The 14,928-nt window shown below is 58.2% G+C and carries 17 protein-coding genes and 1 tRNA gene; 5 read left to right on the top strand and 13 right to left on the bottom strand.

Features of this window, described 5'->3' with window-relative positions; all coding sequences use genetic code 11:
* Positions 1-2: 2 nt before the first annotated feature.
* Positions 3-620 carry a riboflavin synthase gene (locus KYK83_RS08825; protein WP_222827949.1) on the top strand — a complete coding sequence of 206 codons (618 nt, stop codon included), beginning with the start codon at positions 3-5 and terminating at the stop codon, positions 618-620.
* 19 nt (positions 621-639) lie between these two features.
* Positions 640-1,224, top strand: a complete 585-nt coding sequence (locus KYK83_RS08830) for a protein-methionine-sulfoxide reductase heme-binding subunit MsrQ (RefSeq protein ID WP_248284348.1) — start codon at positions 640-642, stop codon at positions 1,222-1,224.
* Here the strand turns inward: KYK83_RS08830 and KYK83_RS08835 are convergent.
* From KYK83_RS08835 to KYK83_RS08855, 5 genes are all read right to left on the bottom strand, one after another.
* Entirely contained in the window at positions 1,209-1,721 is a 513-nt protein-coding gene (locus tag KYK83_RS08835) for a helix-hairpin-helix domain-containing protein (protein ID WP_222827950.1), read from the bottom strand. The two genes, KYK83_RS08830 and KYK83_RS08835, sit on opposite strands and share 16 nt — an antisense overlap.
* A gap of 109 nt (positions 1,722-1,830) precedes the next feature.
* The gene (locus tag KYK83_RS08840; protein ID WP_222827951.1) at positions 1,831-3,081 is read right to left on the bottom strand and encodes an SAM-dependent methyltransferase; all 1,251 of its coding nucleotides are present in this window, start codon (positions 3,079-3,081) and stop codon (positions 1,831-1,833) included.
* Positions 3,081-3,626: a GNAT family N-acetyltransferase gene (locus KYK83_RS08845; protein ID WP_222827952.1), complete on the bottom strand. Its 546-nt coding sequence runs from the start codon at positions 3,624-3,626 to the stop codon at positions 3,081-3,083. The genes KYK83_RS08840 and KYK83_RS08845 overlap by 1 nt, the downstream gene beginning before the upstream one ends.
* A 6-nt stretch (positions 3,627-3,632) precedes the next feature.
* A complete protein-coding gene (locus KYK83_RS08850; protein WP_222827953.1) occupies positions 3,633-4,814 on the bottom strand; it encodes an amino acid aminotransferase in 1,182 nt (393 codons plus the stop codon).
* A gap of 112 nt (positions 4,815-4,926) precedes the next feature.
* On the bottom strand, positions 4,927-5,745 hold the full coding sequence (locus tag KYK83_RS08855; protein WP_103025227.1) for a DUF1134 domain-containing protein: 819 nt from the start codon (positions 5,743-5,745) through the stop codon (positions 4,927-4,929).
* A 230-nt stretch (positions 5,746-5,975) separates the two neighbouring features.
* On the opposite strand from KYK83_RS08855, the gene KYK83_RS08860 reads away from it, so the two are divergent.
* The 3 genes from KYK83_RS08860 (at position 5,976) to KYK83_RS08870 (ending at position 8,690) form a co-directional block, all read left to right on the top strand.
* A tRNA-Ser gene (locus KYK83_RS08860) sits at positions 5,976-6,067 on the top strand.
* Between the two features lie 146 nt (positions 6,068-6,213).
* A complete protein-coding gene (locus tag KYK83_RS08865) occupies positions 6,214-7,362 on the top strand; it encodes a tyrosine-type recombinase/integrase (protein WP_119593911.1) in 1,149 nt (382 codons plus the stop codon).
* A gap of 389 nt (positions 7,363-7,751) precedes the next feature.
* Positions 7,752-8,690: a HEPN domain-containing protein gene (locus KYK83_RS08870; protein ID WP_063505939.1), complete on the top strand. Its 939-nt coding sequence runs from the start codon at positions 7,752-7,754 to the stop codon at positions 8,688-8,690.
* 65 nt (positions 8,691-8,755) lie between these two features.
* Here KYK83_RS08870 and KYK83_RS08875 read toward each other — a convergent pair whose 3' ends face one another.
* The 8 genes from KYK83_RS08875 to KYK83_RS08910 form a co-directional block, all read right to left on the bottom strand.
* Positions 8,756-9,085 (bottom strand): hypothetical protein, encoded by a 330-nt coding sequence (locus KYK83_RS08875; RefSeq protein ID WP_147367444.1) that lies wholly within the window; start codon positions 9,083-9,085, stop codon positions 8,756-8,758.
* A 464-nt stretch (positions 9,086-9,549) separates the two neighbouring features.
* Positions 9,550-9,942, bottom strand: coding sequence for a hypothetical protein (locus tag KYK83_RS08880; protein ID WP_158246659.1), 393 nt, complete (start codon positions 9,940-9,942; stop codon positions 9,550-9,552).
* Positions 9,943-10,447: 505 nt separating this feature from the next.
* On the bottom strand, positions 10,448-11,365 hold the full coding sequence (locus tag KYK83_RS08885) for a DUF1259 domain-containing protein (RefSeq protein WP_224801820.1): 918 nt from the start codon (positions 11,363-11,365) through the stop codon (positions 10,448-10,450).
* Between the two features lie 23 nt (positions 11,366-11,388).
* Positions 11,389-12,783, bottom strand: a complete 1,395-nt coding sequence (gene chrA, locus KYK83_RS08890; protein WP_041685277.1) for a chromate efflux transporter — start codon at positions 12,781-12,783, stop codon at positions 11,389-11,391.
* A gap of 330 nt (positions 12,784-13,113) precedes the next feature.
* Positions 13,114-13,515, bottom strand: coding sequence for a carboxymuconolactone decarboxylase family protein (locus KYK83_RS08895; RefSeq protein ID WP_081096823.1), 402 nt, complete (start codon positions 13,513-13,515; stop codon positions 13,114-13,116).
* A complete protein-coding gene (locus tag KYK83_RS08900) occupies positions 13,512-13,730 on the bottom strand; it encodes a putative antibiotic biosynthesis monooxygenase (RefSeq protein ID WP_063505802.1) in 219 nt (72 codons plus the stop codon). Before KYK83_RS08900 ends, KYK83_RS08895 begins: the two co-directional genes overlap by 4 nt.
* Complete coding sequence (locus KYK83_RS08905) at positions 13,727-14,170, bottom strand: MarR family winged helix-turn-helix transcriptional regulator (protein WP_062342972.1); 444 nt, start codon at positions 14,168-14,170, stop codon at positions 13,727-13,729. The genes KYK83_RS08900 and KYK83_RS08905 overlap by 4 nt, the downstream gene beginning before the upstream one ends.
* Positions 14,171-14,175: 5 nt before the next feature.
* Entirely contained in the window at positions 14,176-14,469 is a 294-nt protein-coding gene (locus KYK83_RS08910; RefSeq protein WP_062342971.1) for a putative quinol monooxygenase, read from the bottom strand.
* Between the last annotated feature and the right edge of the window lie 459 nt (positions 14,470-14,928).

Below are 14,928 nucleotides of genomic sequence, written 5' to 3' on the forward strand. Positions count from 1 at the left end.
TCATGTTTACCGGGATCGTAACCGCCATTGGCACCATCACCAAGGTCGAGAACAAAGGCGACTTGCGCGTCGTAGTTTCGTGCCCCTGGGACCCGGCAGGTATGGACATCGGCGCCTCCATTGCCTGTTCGGGTGTCTGCCTGACTGTCGTTGAAAAAGGTGGCGAACCGGGCGATGCCTGGTTCGCGGTGGACGTGTCGGGCGAAACGATCAGCCGGACACCCCAAGACCAGTGGCGCGCCGACCGGCGCCTGAATCTCGAGGCGGCTCTGCGGCTGGGCGATGAACTGGGCGGGCATCTCGTTACCGGTCATGTGGACGCTGTGGGCCGAATTGCCCTTGCCGAGGATATCGGTGGTTCAACCCGTCTTGAAATCCTCGCCAGCGAAGAGATCGCGCCTTTCATTGCAGAGAAGGGTTCGATCACCGTCGATGGCGTGTCGTTGACAGTCAACGATGTCGAGGACGAACCCAATGGCGATGTCCGCTTCTCGCTCAATATCATCCCGCATACGGGTGAAGTGACGACGTTGGGCGACCTTTCCGAAGGCGACGCCGTCAATCTGGAGATCGATGTACTTGCGCGGTATCTAAAGCGCATGCAGAGCCTCGCTGTCTGACACTGCGGGCACACATGTGTTGAAAGCTGCCGCAAATTCCCGCCCTGTTTTGTGTTTCGTCCTGGCGCTGCCGGGATTGTGGATTGCCTGGCGCTGGATCGCGACACCCCAGCTCTACGGCTATGGTCATGCGATCGGCGACAGTGGCGATTGGGCTGCCTGGTTACTGATGGCGACGCTTGCGGTAACTCCGCTGCGCCTCATGTTCCGCAAGCAGGCCTGCACGATCTGGCTCATGCGCCGCCGCCGCGATTTGGGCGTTGCAAGCTTTGCTTACGCGCTGGCCCACACAGTAATGTATCTCATCAGGAAGAGGTCGCCCGAATTCGTGTTCGCCGAACTCTCGACACCTTACATCCTTGCCGGCTGGATAGCGCTCGCCCTCTTCCTGCCGCTTGCCATGACCTCAAACGATTTCTCGGTTCGGCGACTGAAGCGATCATGGAAGCGGCTGCACCGACTGGTCTATCCAGCGGCGATACTGGCCTTCCTTCATTGGGTCTGGTCGGCATTCGATCCGACCACGGCCTGGATACACGTAGGCATCCTGGCCGCGATCGAGATCGTCAGAGTTGCCTTGCAGCAGCGTCAGAGAGTGACGTAGTTCCGGAAGCGTGCGACTTCCGCTTCGTCGACATATTTGCCGATTTCGCGATCGAACACACCCATGTCGGCATAGGGACGATACTCTTCGAATTCGTGTACCATCTTGTCGGTCATGCCGGGGATCAGGCGAATTTCTTCCTCCGTACCGGTGTTGAGATTTACCGGTACGAAGACGCTGACCAGAACATTTGCGGCCTCGTCCTGACTTAGGGTTTCAAGCAGTTTTGCATTGAGATCGGTCACGCTGGCATAAGGCTTTCCGGCTACGATTGCTTCGGCGAGTTCGGGAGTGACACCTGCAGTGCCGGCGAGTTGTTCAGCGGTAGCGGTATTCGCATCCACAACAGTCGTGGCCTCGCTCGCCATGTCGCCGGCAGCCGCTTCGCCGGTCGCCACGGTGTCGATTGGTTCGTTCGCGTTATCCGCGCTGCCGGAACAGGCGGCCACGGTAGCAAGGCTGCCAGAAAGGGCAGCAGCAAGGATGAGTTTACGCATAAATCAGGTCCTCCTTTTGAGAAGGGCTCGCACTAACAGGTTGAGGCTCGATAGGAAGGGGTTCGGTCAATCGTCTTGATTTGAAGAGCTTCCTTTGGTTGCCGGAGCGTTATCTGTCCGCCAGTAGCTCGCGTTCAGCATCCGCGATATAATCGCGCGTTACAGGAAGCGCCCGGCGATCCCGCGCGAACTGGATCTGGTAATTTACCATTCCGCCCCACTCAAACGCCGCTGTCGCGCCAGCCAGATAGAACGTCCACATTCTGTAGAAACGTTCGTCGTGCATGGCGACGATCGCCTCGCGATTGGCTTCGCAGTTGGCATACCACGCCCGCAGGGTCTTCGCGTAATGAAGGCGCAGCGTTTCGATATCGGTATGGATCAGGCGAGATTTCTCGCTTGCCCGGAGCGTTTCCGAAAGCGCAGGAATATAGCCGCCTGGAAAGATGTATTTGCGAGTGAATGCGTCGGTCGTGCCCGGCCCGCCGATGCGCCCGATGGTGTGGACCAGCATGACGCCATCATCTTCGAGCAAATTCGCGGTGGCCCGGAAAAAGGTTTCAAACTGCGGACGTCCGACATGTTCGAACATCCCGACAGAAACGATCCGGTCGAACCTGTCCCCCCGCAGTGGCAAGTCGCGATAGTCGATCAGTTCGAAGGTAACCCGATCCGCGACACCGGCGGCCTGTGCCCGATCCCGCGCAAGAGCCAGTTGCTCTTCTGAAAGAGTGATGCCGCGAACGCGCACGTCGAAGTGCCGCGCGAGGTAGATCGCCATGCCGCCCCATCCGCAGCCGATGTCCAACACGTTTTGCCCACCGGATAGCGCCAGTTTGGCAGCGATATGGGCAAGCTTGGCTTCCTGTGCGGCGCCGAGCGTTTCGGTGCCGTCATCCCAGTAGGCACAGCTGTACTGCATGTGTTCGGGATCGAGCATCAGTCGATAGAGATCGTTGCCGATATCGTAATGGTGCGCGACATTGCGTCTCGATCCAACGCTGTTGTTGACCGATTCCATTGCAAAGGCCGCCCGATTGCGCAGTCGCTTGGCCAAACTTGGCGCGCGTAACTGACCGCCCCTTTCGAACGGAGCATTGGACCGCAGGAGCTGAACCAGTTCCATGATGCCGCCCCGGGTCAATTGCAGTCGGCCATCCATATAGGCTTCGGCCGCCCCGAGCCGCGGGTCGAGCAGAATATCGCGCGGAACCTTCCGATCTGTCAGCCGCAGGGCAACGTCGGGAAAGCCGCTTTCAGCCTGGCCCATCGTCACGACCTCGCCGTCGGCAAAGGTCATGCTCAAGGTTCCACGTTCGATGACCCGCCCCAGGAAGCGCTTCAGCAGGCGTTTGCTCATCACCTTTTCTCCAGCATGTGGCGTTCAAAACGGTCGCGGGTGATTTCGTAAACGAGGTGCACCACGCGTTTCCCTTGATACTTCTGAAGTTCGTAACGGTCGCTGCGCATGGCTCCGATTGCTTCCAGAGCATTGCGCGAGCGATAGTTGGTGTCGCCGACACGAAATTCCACAAGTTCTACGCTGGCGAAAGCATGGGCGAGCATGGCACGTTTCATCTCGGAATTGATGCCCTTGCCCCAGTGGCGCGTTGAGAGAAAGGTCCAGCCGATTTCGACCACACCGCCCTCTTCAGGGTCGAATGGGCCGAACCGGGTCGAGCCCAGAAGCGAGCCGGTCGTTCTGTCTTTTACGGCCAAGGCACCGCCGCTCGCCATCCCGTCAGCGAAGAAAGCATCGAACACCTCACGCCGCCAGCGGTCATGAATGGGATGCTGCTCCCACACTGCCGGATCTGAAGCGATCTGATAGAGTGCCTCGTAATCGGTCTGCACCAATGGACGAATGATCAGCCGATCGGTCTGTAAAATCGGCTGGCGGTTCATGGTGGCTTATCCGGCGGTCACGTCCGCCAACGCGGCGATGAATTTGTCCGTGTTGCCAGCGTGGAGACCGGCCACATTGATTCGGCCTGAGCCGGCCATGTATACGCCGTGGTCTTCGCGCATGCGCACGATCTGCTCTTTGGTGAGCGGCAGCATCGCGAATAGACCATTCTGTTCACCCAACGCGGCAAGGTTGAGACCTGGCACTTCATTGTCCGCTGCGGCCAACCGCTCGCGTACGCGGCGCATTCGCGCCCGCATTTCGTCGAGTTCATCCAGCCATTGCTGGGTCAGCTCTTCGTCGGTCAAAACCGTGCGCACCGCAGCACCGCCGTGGTCCGGCGGCATCGACCAGTTGGCCCGCGCCAGCGCATTGGCGTTGGAAACAATTGCGGGCAAGTCAGCAGCCTGCTTCGCAATCATGTAGAACGCGCCGACGCGATCACGGTAAAGGCCGAAATTCTTGTCGCAACTATATGCGACAAGCGCTTCTGGGACCTTGGCCAGGACCTTGCGTACACCCGCAACGTCTTCTTCCAGGCCCTGCCCCAGACCATGATAGGCCACATCGAGGATCGGCAGGATTCCCTTGTCGGCAAATGCATCTGCAATTCGGCCCCACTGTGCCTCGCTATAATCGACACCACTGGGGTTGTGGCAACATCCATGCAGCAGAACCGCATCCGTATCGCGCGCATCGGCAATTGTTTGCAGCAAGGTATCGATATCGGCGGCCCCATCTGCTTTCGCGTGTTGAAAGGTGACAGCTTCGAGACCAACATCCTGCAGGATTTGCGCATGGTTGGGCCAGCTCGGCACACCAAGATGGATGCGTGTGACACCGGCTGCTTTTGCAAGTGCGGCCGCAAGACGCACCGCGCCCGTGCCCCCGGGCGTCTGCATCCCTTCGACCCTTCCCCCCATCGTCGGATCGGCTCCGAACACATATGGTTTCAGAGCATCGACAAAGCCCAGGTCGCCTTCGGGGCCGAGATAGCTCTTGGAATCCTGCGTATCGACCAACCGCTGTTCGGCAGCCTTGATCGAGCGGAAGACGGGTGTTGCCCCGTCATTCGTGCGGTAGACGCCCACCCCGAGATCAATTTTGTCGTCGCGCGGATCCTGCGCGTACATCTTGATGAGCGCGAGCAGCGCGTCGGGGGCCTGGGCTTCGAGTTGGTCAAGCATGCCCGCCTAATTGCCGGATATGGAAAGGGCCGCAACAGGAAATCCTGCTGCGGCCCCGGAGCTCTTCAGGAATTATCGTTGGGCGACCCGAAGGGCTCCTTTCGCCAAACTCTTAAAAAGGCAGCCAGCGCTGCTTCTTGGAAAACTTCATGTAACCCGCATTGATGCCCAACCGCAACCCTGCACCCATCCTTATAGGTATGAGCACTACGTCGCCCTTGCGCATATAACTCGCCGTAAGACCGCCGATCACATAGGCCTGACCTTCACCCGCAGGATACCGCTCGTAAAGCTCCTCGCTATCGTAGAGGTTGTAAACCAGGACGAATGTGCTGCCCGCGTTGGCCCCCGCGTCAAATCCGATTGACGGTCCGGTCCAGTAAACGGGCCGTTCGCCTTCGACCTTGTGGAATAGTGTGCCCGATCCGTAACGCGCGCCGACGATGAATGCGCCGCCCGCTTCGCGCCCGACGATATAGGCGTTGGGTTCGCCCTGCTTCGACAGCAGATTCTTGATCATGTCCGCGACACCCTTGGCGCCTTTACCGAAGACCCCTTCGGCGGCACCGATAAGATCGTCTTCGCGATAGGTCGTGGCGGGATCATCGGTACCCGCCGTTCTCACAGCCTCGCCAGCGGCTTCTTCGGCGGCCTTTTCCGACCACTGAGGCTGATCCGGATAGGCATCGACCGGAGCAGCAGCATCGGGTTCTGGCGTATAAGTCGTGCCAACATCAGTTTGCTCAGAGTAGGAATTACCGGCATCAGGCTCGGCGTATACCGGCTGATCGCCGGGCTGCTCCATCAAGTCGCCATCGATCGCCGAGTTGGGATCGATTGTTTCGACCTGCGCGGCCAACGGGCTGGTTGCCATGCCGAAAGCGGCAATTACCAAGCCAAAGCGCGGTAGTTTCTTGTTGAATATCGTCATCGATCCCTCCGTGTCGGCGATCCGAGCGCAGACAGCTGCGCCACGAGAAGAATCCTCTTTGAGCAGAGGGGCAATGAAACGGCGATGAACCGAATCGAAAATGCGGCGAGGCGAGTCGTTCAGTGCGGTGAACCACCTTTCGCAATCGAGCGTAAAACTCCCCTTGATGGCATGCAGGGCCATGGCTATAGGGCGCCCCTCGCAGTGAACGCTTCCTCATTGCGACATGCGGAGACGTGGGTGAGTGGCTGAAACCAGCTCCCTGCTAAGGAGCCATACCTGGTAACGGGTATCGAGGGTTCGAATCCCTCCGTCTCCGCCACCACCCTTTCCCCCATTTTCCACCGATGACCTGAAAAAGCCAAGCATTTGCGCGGCTTATCAGGTGATTCGGGTCCCACACTGTCCTTGCTCATCCATCGGTGTCCGATTGGATTTGTGGGAATAAATGTGGGAGAATTTGCAGCCATGGGTAAGCTTTCGGCAACAGCGGTAAAGGCCGCCTCGAGACCCGGCAAATTAGGCGATGGCGATGGGCTTTACCTCGTGGTGAAGTCGTCGGGCACGAAGAGCTGGATGGTCCGGGTGCAGAAAAACGGCAATCGCCGCGATTTCGGTCTCGGAGGCGCATCGAAGATATCGCTGGCGGTCGCACGTGAGCGGGCCCGCGAGGTTCGAACCTGGGTCGAACTGGGACTGGACCCGCTGTTCGAGCGCCGGAAAGCGGAAGGCATTCCCACATTCCGGGAAGCTGCCGCCAAGGTACTCGCCCAGCATCGCGCGACATGGCGCAACGAGAAACACGAGAAGCAATGGATCAGGACGCTGGAGGCCTATGCCTTCCCCCATCTTGGCAACGTGCAGGTCAACGACATCACGGGGCCGATGATCCGCAATGTGCTGGCCGAGATCTGGCTGGCAAAGCCTGAGACGGCGCGCCGGGTGCGTCAGCGGATCGGGACCGTGCTCGACTGGGCCTATGCCTCGGGATACCGCGACAGCGAGGCACCCATGCGCGCGATCACCAAGGGCCTGCCGCGCCAGCCGAAGAAGGAAGGCCACTACGCGGCCATGGCCTATGCCAAGGTGCCGGACTTCATTCCGCGGCTACGCGAGCGTGAAAGCTACAGCAGGCTGGCGCTGGAGTTTGCGATCCTGACGGGGGCCCGCTCGGGCGAAGTGCGCCATGCTGTCTTCGATGAGTTCGATCTCGATGAGAAGCTATGGACCATCCCGAAGGAGCGGATGAAAGCCAATCGCGAGCATGTCGTGCCGCTGTGCGATCGGGCAGTACGGATCATCGAGCGCTGCATGGAACTGCGCGTGAGAAACTGCGAGCTCGTCTTTCCCGGCATGCGAGGGAGGAAGGCGATGTCCGATATGACGCTGACCAAGCTGCTGCGCGAGATGAAAGAGAGTTGCACGGTTCACGGCTTCCGCTCGGCGTTCCGCGACTGGGCGAGCGAGGAGACCAGTCACCAGAGCGATGTCGCAGAAGCAGCGCTGGCGCATGTGGTGAAGGACAAGACCGAGGCGGCCTACCGGCGCGGTAATCTGCTGGAGAAGCGCAAACTGTTGATGGAAGACTGGGCTGCCCACTGCTGCAAGGGAAGCTAAAGCGATGAAACGTAGCCCAATGCAGAAAATCATGCACCGTGAGGCATCCAGGTCGCCTTCGATCAGGCCGCCTTTTCCACTCTCCCGTTACCGCATAGCCACGCCGGTCCCTGTGGATAAACCTGTCACCTGTTCGGACTATCAGGAACCGCAGCGTTCGGACTATCAGGAACCGAAAGTTCGGACTATCGGGAACCGAAACAGGCGGCAAACCCGCAGGATTGCTGGGCTCCAGCGTCCTTTAACTATCCTAACGACAATCCTTACCGGATTGTTGCTAACGTGGAGCGCTCCGCGCGCGGCTCCTCAGCGCTATGGATGGCGCCGTCGCCGCGCGCTGCTGCACTCGGCACGTGCAAGCGGCCGAACAGCTTGCTAGGGTTTGACCGATGAAGACGGACCTTGATCATCTTCCCCCTCAAAAGCAGCGCGAGATCGAACGCGTCGTGCAGCTCATCTTTGAAGAGTTTGACGATGCCTTCGCGCTCGCCAAGCACGAGTGGAAGAAAGCCGGACGGATACTCAAAGTCATTCTCTACGGAAGCTATGCTCGCGGGACCTGGGTCGATGAGCCGCACACTGCCAAAGGCTATCAGTCGGATTACGACCTGCTCATCATCGTCAACGACAAACGGCTGGCCGACAGGGTCAAATACTGGTCGAAGCTCGACGACCGCTTGATGCGCGAATACGGTGTGACCAGCACACTCAAGACGCCGGTCAACTTCATCGTCCACACGCTTCAGGAAGTGAACGATGGACTGGCGCACGGCCGCTACTTCTTCATGGATGTGAAGGCCGAGGGTGTAGCGCTCTACCAGTCCGACGACACCGAGCTGCACACGCCCAAGCCCAAGACGCCGACACAGGCGCTGGGCATGGCGCAGGAGTATTTTGAGGAATGGTATCCTAGCGCCATGAAGCGCTTCGAAAGCGCGCGATTCCTGATAGGCAAGGAGTACTCGAAGCAGGCTGCCTTCGATCTACATCAAACGACTGAGACGCTTTATCACTGCGTCCTGCTAGTCTGCACATTTTACACTCCCCACGTTCACAACCTCGGCTTCTTGCGCACGCAGGCCGAGCGCATCGATCCCCGCCTGACCTACGTGTGGCCGCGCGAGCTAAAGCGGGATCGCGCGCGGTTCGAGAAACTCAAAGAGGCCTATGTGAAGGCACGCTACTCGAAGCACTACCGCATCACGAAGGAAGAGCTCGAATGGCTTGGCGAGCAGGTCGAGCAGCTTGGACGCGTCGTGCACGAAGTTTGTATGGAACGGCTGGAGAAACTCAAAGCCGAAGCGCTCGCGAGCTCCGACAAGGCATAGCGACTTCCAATGACCGCCCGGAGGACGGCTTTTCACTCCCACTGCCCTAAAAGCTGCCATTCCGCTTACGACGCCATTGCCGACGTCGGCAAACTGCGCCAGTGTGCACCCGTTAGAGGTGCCGGTTGGGGGTCAAAGTGGGGTTTCTTGCGAGGTTTGATGGCTGGATCGAGCAATGGGCAATCCGCGACGAGGTCGTTCGAAAAGAGCGAGCTTATTGGAAACAGATGTTGCCCCATGCTGCGTTTTGGAAGTTGTTCGGCACCTTTGTTTTCCCCAGCATCCAAATAGTGCTCGCACTTCAATACTTCGCTGGCGATCGGGCGGGCACGATCTTCCTGTTCATTATAGGGTCGTTTTTTTCTTCTATATTTATGTGGCGTTACCTTGTTCACTTAAGGTCGATCCGATCCGAGGCGTGAGAGGGCTAGTGTAAGTGTCGGACCGCTGACCGGTTTCCACCCCGTTCTTGCCATCTCCGCCCGGCGGAATGATCACCAAATCCGGACCTTCCGCTGCCGACGCCGTTTACGACATCTTGGCAACGCGCATCAGTTTCCGTCCAGTAGCCCTACCGTGTTTCCCTCTGGATCGCTGAAATCTGAATAGCGGAGGGCTTTGTATCCATCGATTTACTCGGCTTCGGAACACTTCTTCGGCCTCGTTTCTCTTGGCCCAGGGACCTCGCACAATATCTAGCAAATGTCCCCGGCCAAGATCCAACTCAGCTATCCTGCCTTGATCACTGAAAGTCGAATGTCGCGAAAAAGGACGTTCGTAGACCTTCCACAATTAGGTTTCGGATCATAGAAAATTGCCTTTCAGTACCGGATTTGGAACACTCTTTATTGGAGTCGCCCTAAGGTGCGACTTCCAGCAACTCGTCATACTTGCAACCGTATTCCCCGCGATCGGGTGTCGCGAGAAGATCGCCAGTGAAGGTCAGTCTCTGACCCAGTTTGAGCTCAAGGTTCCTGTAGCGCAATACGCGGCCATCGAAGGAAGAATTCGCCGGCAGTATCAGACCGGAACGCCCCCCGTCCCGTTCGACAAAAAGGCAGCCTTGCTCATATCCGAGAACGCCCTCTGCGCCCTCAAGAGCGGATTGGCCAGGCGTTCCGTCGGCGGCGCTCAACGCGCCGTGACGGTCGAATGGGTATTGCTCTTCTGCGGTGTTAACGGGCGCCTCTTCTGACGCACAGGATGCGAGGCCCAAGGCGAACGCGAGACTCAGAATTTTTTTAGTATGCAAGGCGATAATCCCACGAATATACGTCGTCGATGCTCGTATAGGTGATGCTGAGCGACTGCGCCGAACCGAGATAATGCGCGGAAGTCAGCAACTATTCCGAAGTTGCGCAATCGGGTGAACGTCCGCTTCCTTAACCCAAGATCCTAAAAGCAGCCTGTCGGCAAACCACCCCAGTTCTCGCCGTTAAGACCAAGTGTGGATTGTGCCAGAAGCGGACCAGCAGATTGCAACGCCAAAGCGGCCATGTGAGACAGCCTCCTGCTTCCCGATATCTGCCGTCGACTCAGCTTATGCGCTTCAGCCATTTTGGGGCCGCTTCGAGACAGTCTGGTTTCGGGCGTTTTCCTAAGGAAACGGACAATCCGTTCGCAACCCAAATCGCATTCAAAGGCAACCCCGTAAAGTTAACGACATAACTCACGTCCCGGCCATTTCGAAGACAATGCCTGTCGCAATGAGGTGCAAGCGATCGCTGCCTTACTGATTTTTATCGGAATGGTTGCGCCTATCCGGTTTCGGCCTGTGCGTTACGGGCAGCAGCAATCGCCGCTGCAAGCTCTTTTGCTGGACCCACTCCCCAGTAGTGGAGGAAGTAAAACATCGGTTCACCGCCGATCATGTGGTTATGCAATGCTACGATATGGATATCCCGCTCGCGCAGTGCGCGGAGCACGGGCTGGACTTCGTCCTCGGTCATGATGAAGTCACCATCCACGGCGGCAAGGTCGTTGGTGCCCGAGAACGCCGCCCAGGTCGTAAGCCCCATCGAACCACCGATCTCAACGCCGTGCATGCGGCCTTGGCGAGCGAAGGTGTATTTCACGACACCATCGGCGATGCTTGGCTCGGTGCCCAAGATTTCGCTCAGCGCCAGGGCTTCGATCGTGCCGTTTGCATCCGGCGTCATGCCACCGAAACTGCGCTGCGGCGTCGGCGAGGCGGCGCGCACTTCCTTGATGGCATCCCAGACGGCTTTTACACCCGCTGCCATCTTGGCGGTTTCCCCATGCCCGCCGATATGCATAAAATAGACCGGCGGATCGTCGAATATGAAATGATTGTGCAGCGCGGTGACGGTCAACCCGTTGGCGAGGGCAGCGTCCATCGCGGCTGTTATCTCATCCTCGAATACGACCGTGTCGCCCATGACCATCACTCCGCCATCGACGGGTTTGAAGGCAGCCCATGAGCCGAGACCTGCCGGGGGATCGAGGCGCATGCCGTCGACCATCACCGGCACGTCGGCGCGCGTCCAACCGATGCGTGCGACCCCATCGTCGGTCATGGTGACCTCCGAGTGCGATGCCTCGAAAATCAGTGCCTCGAGATTGCCGAGATTATCCTGCGCGTGAAGAGCCGCCGACATCGCTGATAGCGATAGAGCCAAGCCGCCGACGAACAATGTTCTGGGTAATTGCTTCATCTTAGTTCTCCTTGGATGTGATTTCAGGTGCCAGCCATCATTGCGAGGTAATACAGCGACCCAATGAGTGCGCTCACGAAGAGAACGAGCAACATCCCGATCTTGAAGCGCAGCATGGCGATCAGGGCCGCAGCGGCAATGACGACGGAGGCGACGTCGATCGTGGCGAAGTCCGGCACGAGCAGACGTGCGCCGTAACCTCGAACCTCGTCAAGCCGTGCGAAGGCAACGTGCAGCGCAAACCAGATGGCAAGGTTTAGGATCACACCGACGACTGCTGCCGTCACCGCCGAAAGCGCCGCTGTCAGAAGCTTCACGCCGCGCAGTTTTTCGATAAATGGCGCACCAAGGAAAATCCATAGGAAGCACGGCACGAACGTGACCCACGTGACGATGACCGAAGCCGCGATGCCCGAAGCCACCGGGCCTAACATGTCTGCTTCGCGATATCCCCCCATGAACCCCACGAATTGGACGACCTGGATCAGTGGACCCGGCGTGGTCTCCGCCATGCCCAACCCATCGAGCATTTCACCGGGGGCAAGCCAGCCATGCGTCTGCACGGCTTCCTGCGCCATATAGGCCAGCACGGCATACGCGCCCCCGAATGTCACGACCGCGAGCTTGGAGAAGAAAACCGCCAGTTCCGTGAACACGTGATTTGGGCCAACAAGAAGGATCAGCGCAATTATGGGAGCTGCCCAGATGCTGCCCCAGATCAAGGCCGTGCGGACTGCTCCGCGCCATGTAGGCTGCGCTTTCGCCATACCGCCTGTATGAAGCACGGCTTCCGGCTCGCTCTCCCCGTCCTCGGTCGTTTCACGGGCGCGAATGACCAGAAACCGTGCAGGATCGAAATGCCCTCCAAGAAAACCAACCAGCGCGGCGGCCGCGATAATCAGCGGGAAAGGTGCATCGAATGCGAATATCGCCACGAAGGCTGCGGCGGCAATCAGATACATGGGCCAAGTTTTCAATGCCCTTTTCCCGATGCGCAGCAGGGCCTCGATGACTATGGCGAGCACCGCCGCCTTAATGCCGAAGAAAATCGCCTGGACGAAGCTGGCCTCCTGAAAACTGGCATAGAGCACGCTAAGCGCCATAATGCTGAGGAAGCCGGGAAGGACGAACAGGCATCCTGCGACGAGGCCACCGCGAACGCCGTGGAGCAACCAGCCAATATAGGTGGCGAGCTGCATGGCTTCCGGTCCGGGCAGGAGCATGCAGTAATTGAGCGCATGCAGGAACCGGTTCTCGCCGATCCAGCGCTTTTCATCGACTAGAATGCGGTGCATCACCGCGATCTGGCCGGCTGGCCCACCAAAGCTCAACGCGGCTATGCGCGCCCAGACACGCACCCCATCGGAAAACGGGATCGGAGTTTGTTCTACGGAACCTGAATTAGCGGGAGAATTCATCAACGCGTCCTTCGCACACAGCTCATCGAGCCGGACTTGGGCGCATTGCCTTACCGGGCGCCGGAATAAGTGCCCGAAGTCAAACTGCTAGATCATTGATCTGGTGTTGTCAAAAGCCTTACGCGAACAGTCTGCCTTGCCCTTGGAGAATGTCGGCTTTCGAAATCTGGATCTGTATCTTCAATTTCCGGAATGAGGGCGCGTAGCTGCCGGGGCTTGCTACTTGCCTCGACGGCGGCTTTCGCGGCTTAGCCTCCTGAAAGCGGACCGGAAGCTTTCCACCCCGTTGCGGACATTCGCCTGGGCAGAATTCCTTACCGCAAGCTGCCGTCAATTAGGCTCATCCTGATCGAATTCGCTGGCATCCGAGCTCGAGTAGACTTCCTTGGCGGCTTGCATCCCGTTCAACGCTGCTGGAAATCCGGCATACACGCTCATCTGGATGATAATTTCCTCGATCTCGCTCTTCGTAAGACCGACATTGAGTCCGGCTTGGATGTGGACCTTCAACTGGGGCTGTGCCGTGCCCATCGCCGTAAGGGCTGCGATCGTCGCGATCTCTCGTTCGCGGAGGCCAAGACCGGGCCGTGCGTAGATATCGGCGAACGGGTATTCGATGGTGTAGCGGGCAAGATCCGGCGATATGTCCTTTAAGCTTTCAACCACCTTCTCTCCGGCTTCACCGTCGATTCTGCGAAGATTCTCGAGGCCTCTTTCGAACCTGTCAGTCATGACCATTCCTTCATTAAGCGAGTTGCCAGCGAATGCATCGCTGGAGCAAGCAGCAGACTGATGAGGGGAACAAGGATTGCCGTCAGAATGAGTGTCTGAAATCCAAGCGCCATATCGCTCGCGATGAACCTCAGCAGCTTGAGCATCCCGGTCACAAGCGGCCATACGACGAGCCAGACGAGCATGGTCCGCAATATAACGATCCGGAATGTCATTTGTCGGCTGCTGGATCGGGACGGTGAAGGATGGCGAAGTATCCCGGCAGAACCTCGTCGAGCTTGGCTTTCCCCGAGAGAGTAAGGGTCACGTTCCGGGAGCGAGCATCTTCTGAGTTTTCCGAAATCGCGATCAGGCCAGCCCGTTCCAAGCCCTGCAAGGTGCGCGTGACGACGGGCCGCGATACGTCCAGCCTTTCGGCAATTTCACTTGCAGCGAGGCAGTTTCGCTCGGGTTCGCGGTCGATAAGGATCATCATCAAAAAGCGAAGCTGCGAGAGGTCATGGCGCGCGAAGTATGCTTCCAGCTCGCGGATCAGCAGGCTCGCGCGTCGCATCAACCGAAGCGCGTCGAGCACTCTGTCGACATCGACATCGGCGAATTGGTCGGCATAACCGTCGACCATTTGTCGGCTGGGAAGTTCTTTAAGAAAGAACATCAGCCTTACCGAACCGGACGGAGATGAAGGATTTGCGGCTCTTCTGCCAGCCAGTCCCGGTAGGCTTCAAAGACGGCCCGGGTGTATGGTTGATCGTGGTGCGATGCCAGTGCCGCCTCGTCTCGCCATTCCTCATAGAGATACAGTGTTCCGTCCTGTGCATTTTCGCTGAGACGAAACTCCATGCAGCCGGGTTCGGCGCGCGTCTGTTCGATGATCTCGCAGATGGCCTCGCGCGCCTTGTTGTAGTGCGTTGGATGCGGCGCGATCCGTGCGATGATGTTCAACTGATGGATCATGACATTCCTTTAGTTATCATGCTAACTATATAATTCAGGGTGATGGCTGGTCAAGTCCAGAACTTCCTGAAAGCAGACCGTCCGCTAACACCCAATTCACGACATTAAAGCGTCACGATTATTGACCCAAAAGCTGACACAAAGGCCGTCCACGAGCGTGGCTGCAACCAATCGTCGAACATCCAGTGTGCGCTCGCAATGCGAATATCTGGCTCTTGGTGTGCGATGACCGCGTCGTTTTGCTGCCATGGCGTTGCATCATTCAGCGACGCTCTTAGACACTGCCGCTCCAGAAATTTTGCCGCTTGGTTGCAGATCAGAAGCACACCCGCGACCCTATCACGGCAGGTCGCTGGCAGCGCCGGATGCAGTCGCGATGCATTCCGCTTGCAGGCGTAATCGGAGTAATTATTCGTCCGTAAGCGTCTGATTTGAAGCGAGAAAATGAGGGCGAGATAA

The organism is Qipengyuania pacifica (genome assembly GCF_019857205.1).
GTDB classification, from domain to species: domain Bacteria; phylum Pseudomonadota; class Alphaproteobacteria; order Sphingomonadales; family Sphingomonadaceae; genus Qipengyuania; species Qipengyuania pacifica.

What these genes read in the sequence shown, in the direction of transcription:
- KYK83_RS08825 (WP_222827949.1), top strand. Translation starts at nt 3, where the DNA reads ATGTTTACCGGGATCGTAACCGCCATTGGCACCATCACCAAGGTCGAG.
- KYK83_RS08835 (WP_222827950.1), bottom strand. Translation starts at nt 1,721, where the DNA reads ATGCGTAAACTCATCCTTGCTGCTGCCCTTTCTGGCAGCCTTGCTACC.
- KYK83_RS08840 (WP_222827951.1), bottom strand. Translation starts at nt 3,081, where the DNA reads ATGAGCAAACGCCTGCTGAAGCGCTTCCTGGGGCGGGTCATCGAACGT.
- KYK83_RS08845 (WP_222827952.1), bottom strand. Translation starts at nt 3,626, where the DNA reads ATGAACCGCCAGCCGATTTTACAGACCGATCGGCTGATCATTCGTCCA.
- KYK83_RS08850 (WP_222827953.1), bottom strand. Translation starts at nt 4,814, where the DNA reads ATGCTTGACCAACTCGAAGCCCAGGCCCCCGACGCGCTGCTCGCGCTC.
- KYK83_RS08855 (WP_103025227.1), bottom strand. Translation starts at nt 5,745, where the DNA reads ATGACGATATTCAACAAGAAACTACCGCGCTTTGGCTTGGTAATTGCC.
- KYK83_RS08865 (WP_119593911.1), top strand. Translation starts at nt 6,214, where the DNA reads ATGGGTAAGCTTTCGGCAACAGCGGTAAAGGCCGCCTCGAGACCCGGC.
- KYK83_RS08870 (WP_063505939.1), top strand. Translation starts at nt 7,752, where the DNA reads ATGAAGACGGACCTTGATCATCTTCCCCCTCAAAAGCAGCGCGAGATC.
- KYK83_RS08885 (WP_224801820.1), bottom strand. Translation starts at nt 11,365, where the DNA reads ATGAAGCAATTACCCAGAACATTGTTCGTCGGCGGCTTGGCTCTATCG.
- chrA (WP_041685277.1), bottom strand. Translation starts at nt 12,783, where the DNA reads ATGAATTCTCCCGCTAATTCAGGTTCCGTAGAACAAACTCCGATCCCG.
- KYK83_RS08895 (WP_081096823.1), bottom strand. Translation starts at nt 13,515, where the DNA reads ATGACTGACAGGTTCGAAAGAGGCCTCGAGAATCTTCGCAGAATCGAC.
- KYK83_RS08900 (WP_063505802.1), bottom strand. Translation starts at nt 13,730, where the DNA reads ATGACATTCCGGATCGTTATATTGCGGACCATGCTCGTCTGGCTCGTC.
- KYK83_RS08905 (WP_062342972.1), bottom strand. Translation starts at nt 14,170, where the DNA reads ATGTTCTTTCTTAAAGAACTTCCCAGCCGACAAATGGTCGACGGTTAT.
- KYK83_RS08910 (WP_062342971.1), bottom strand. Translation starts at nt 14,469, where the DNA reads ATGATCCATCAGTTGAACATCATCGCACGGATCGCGCCGCATCCAACG.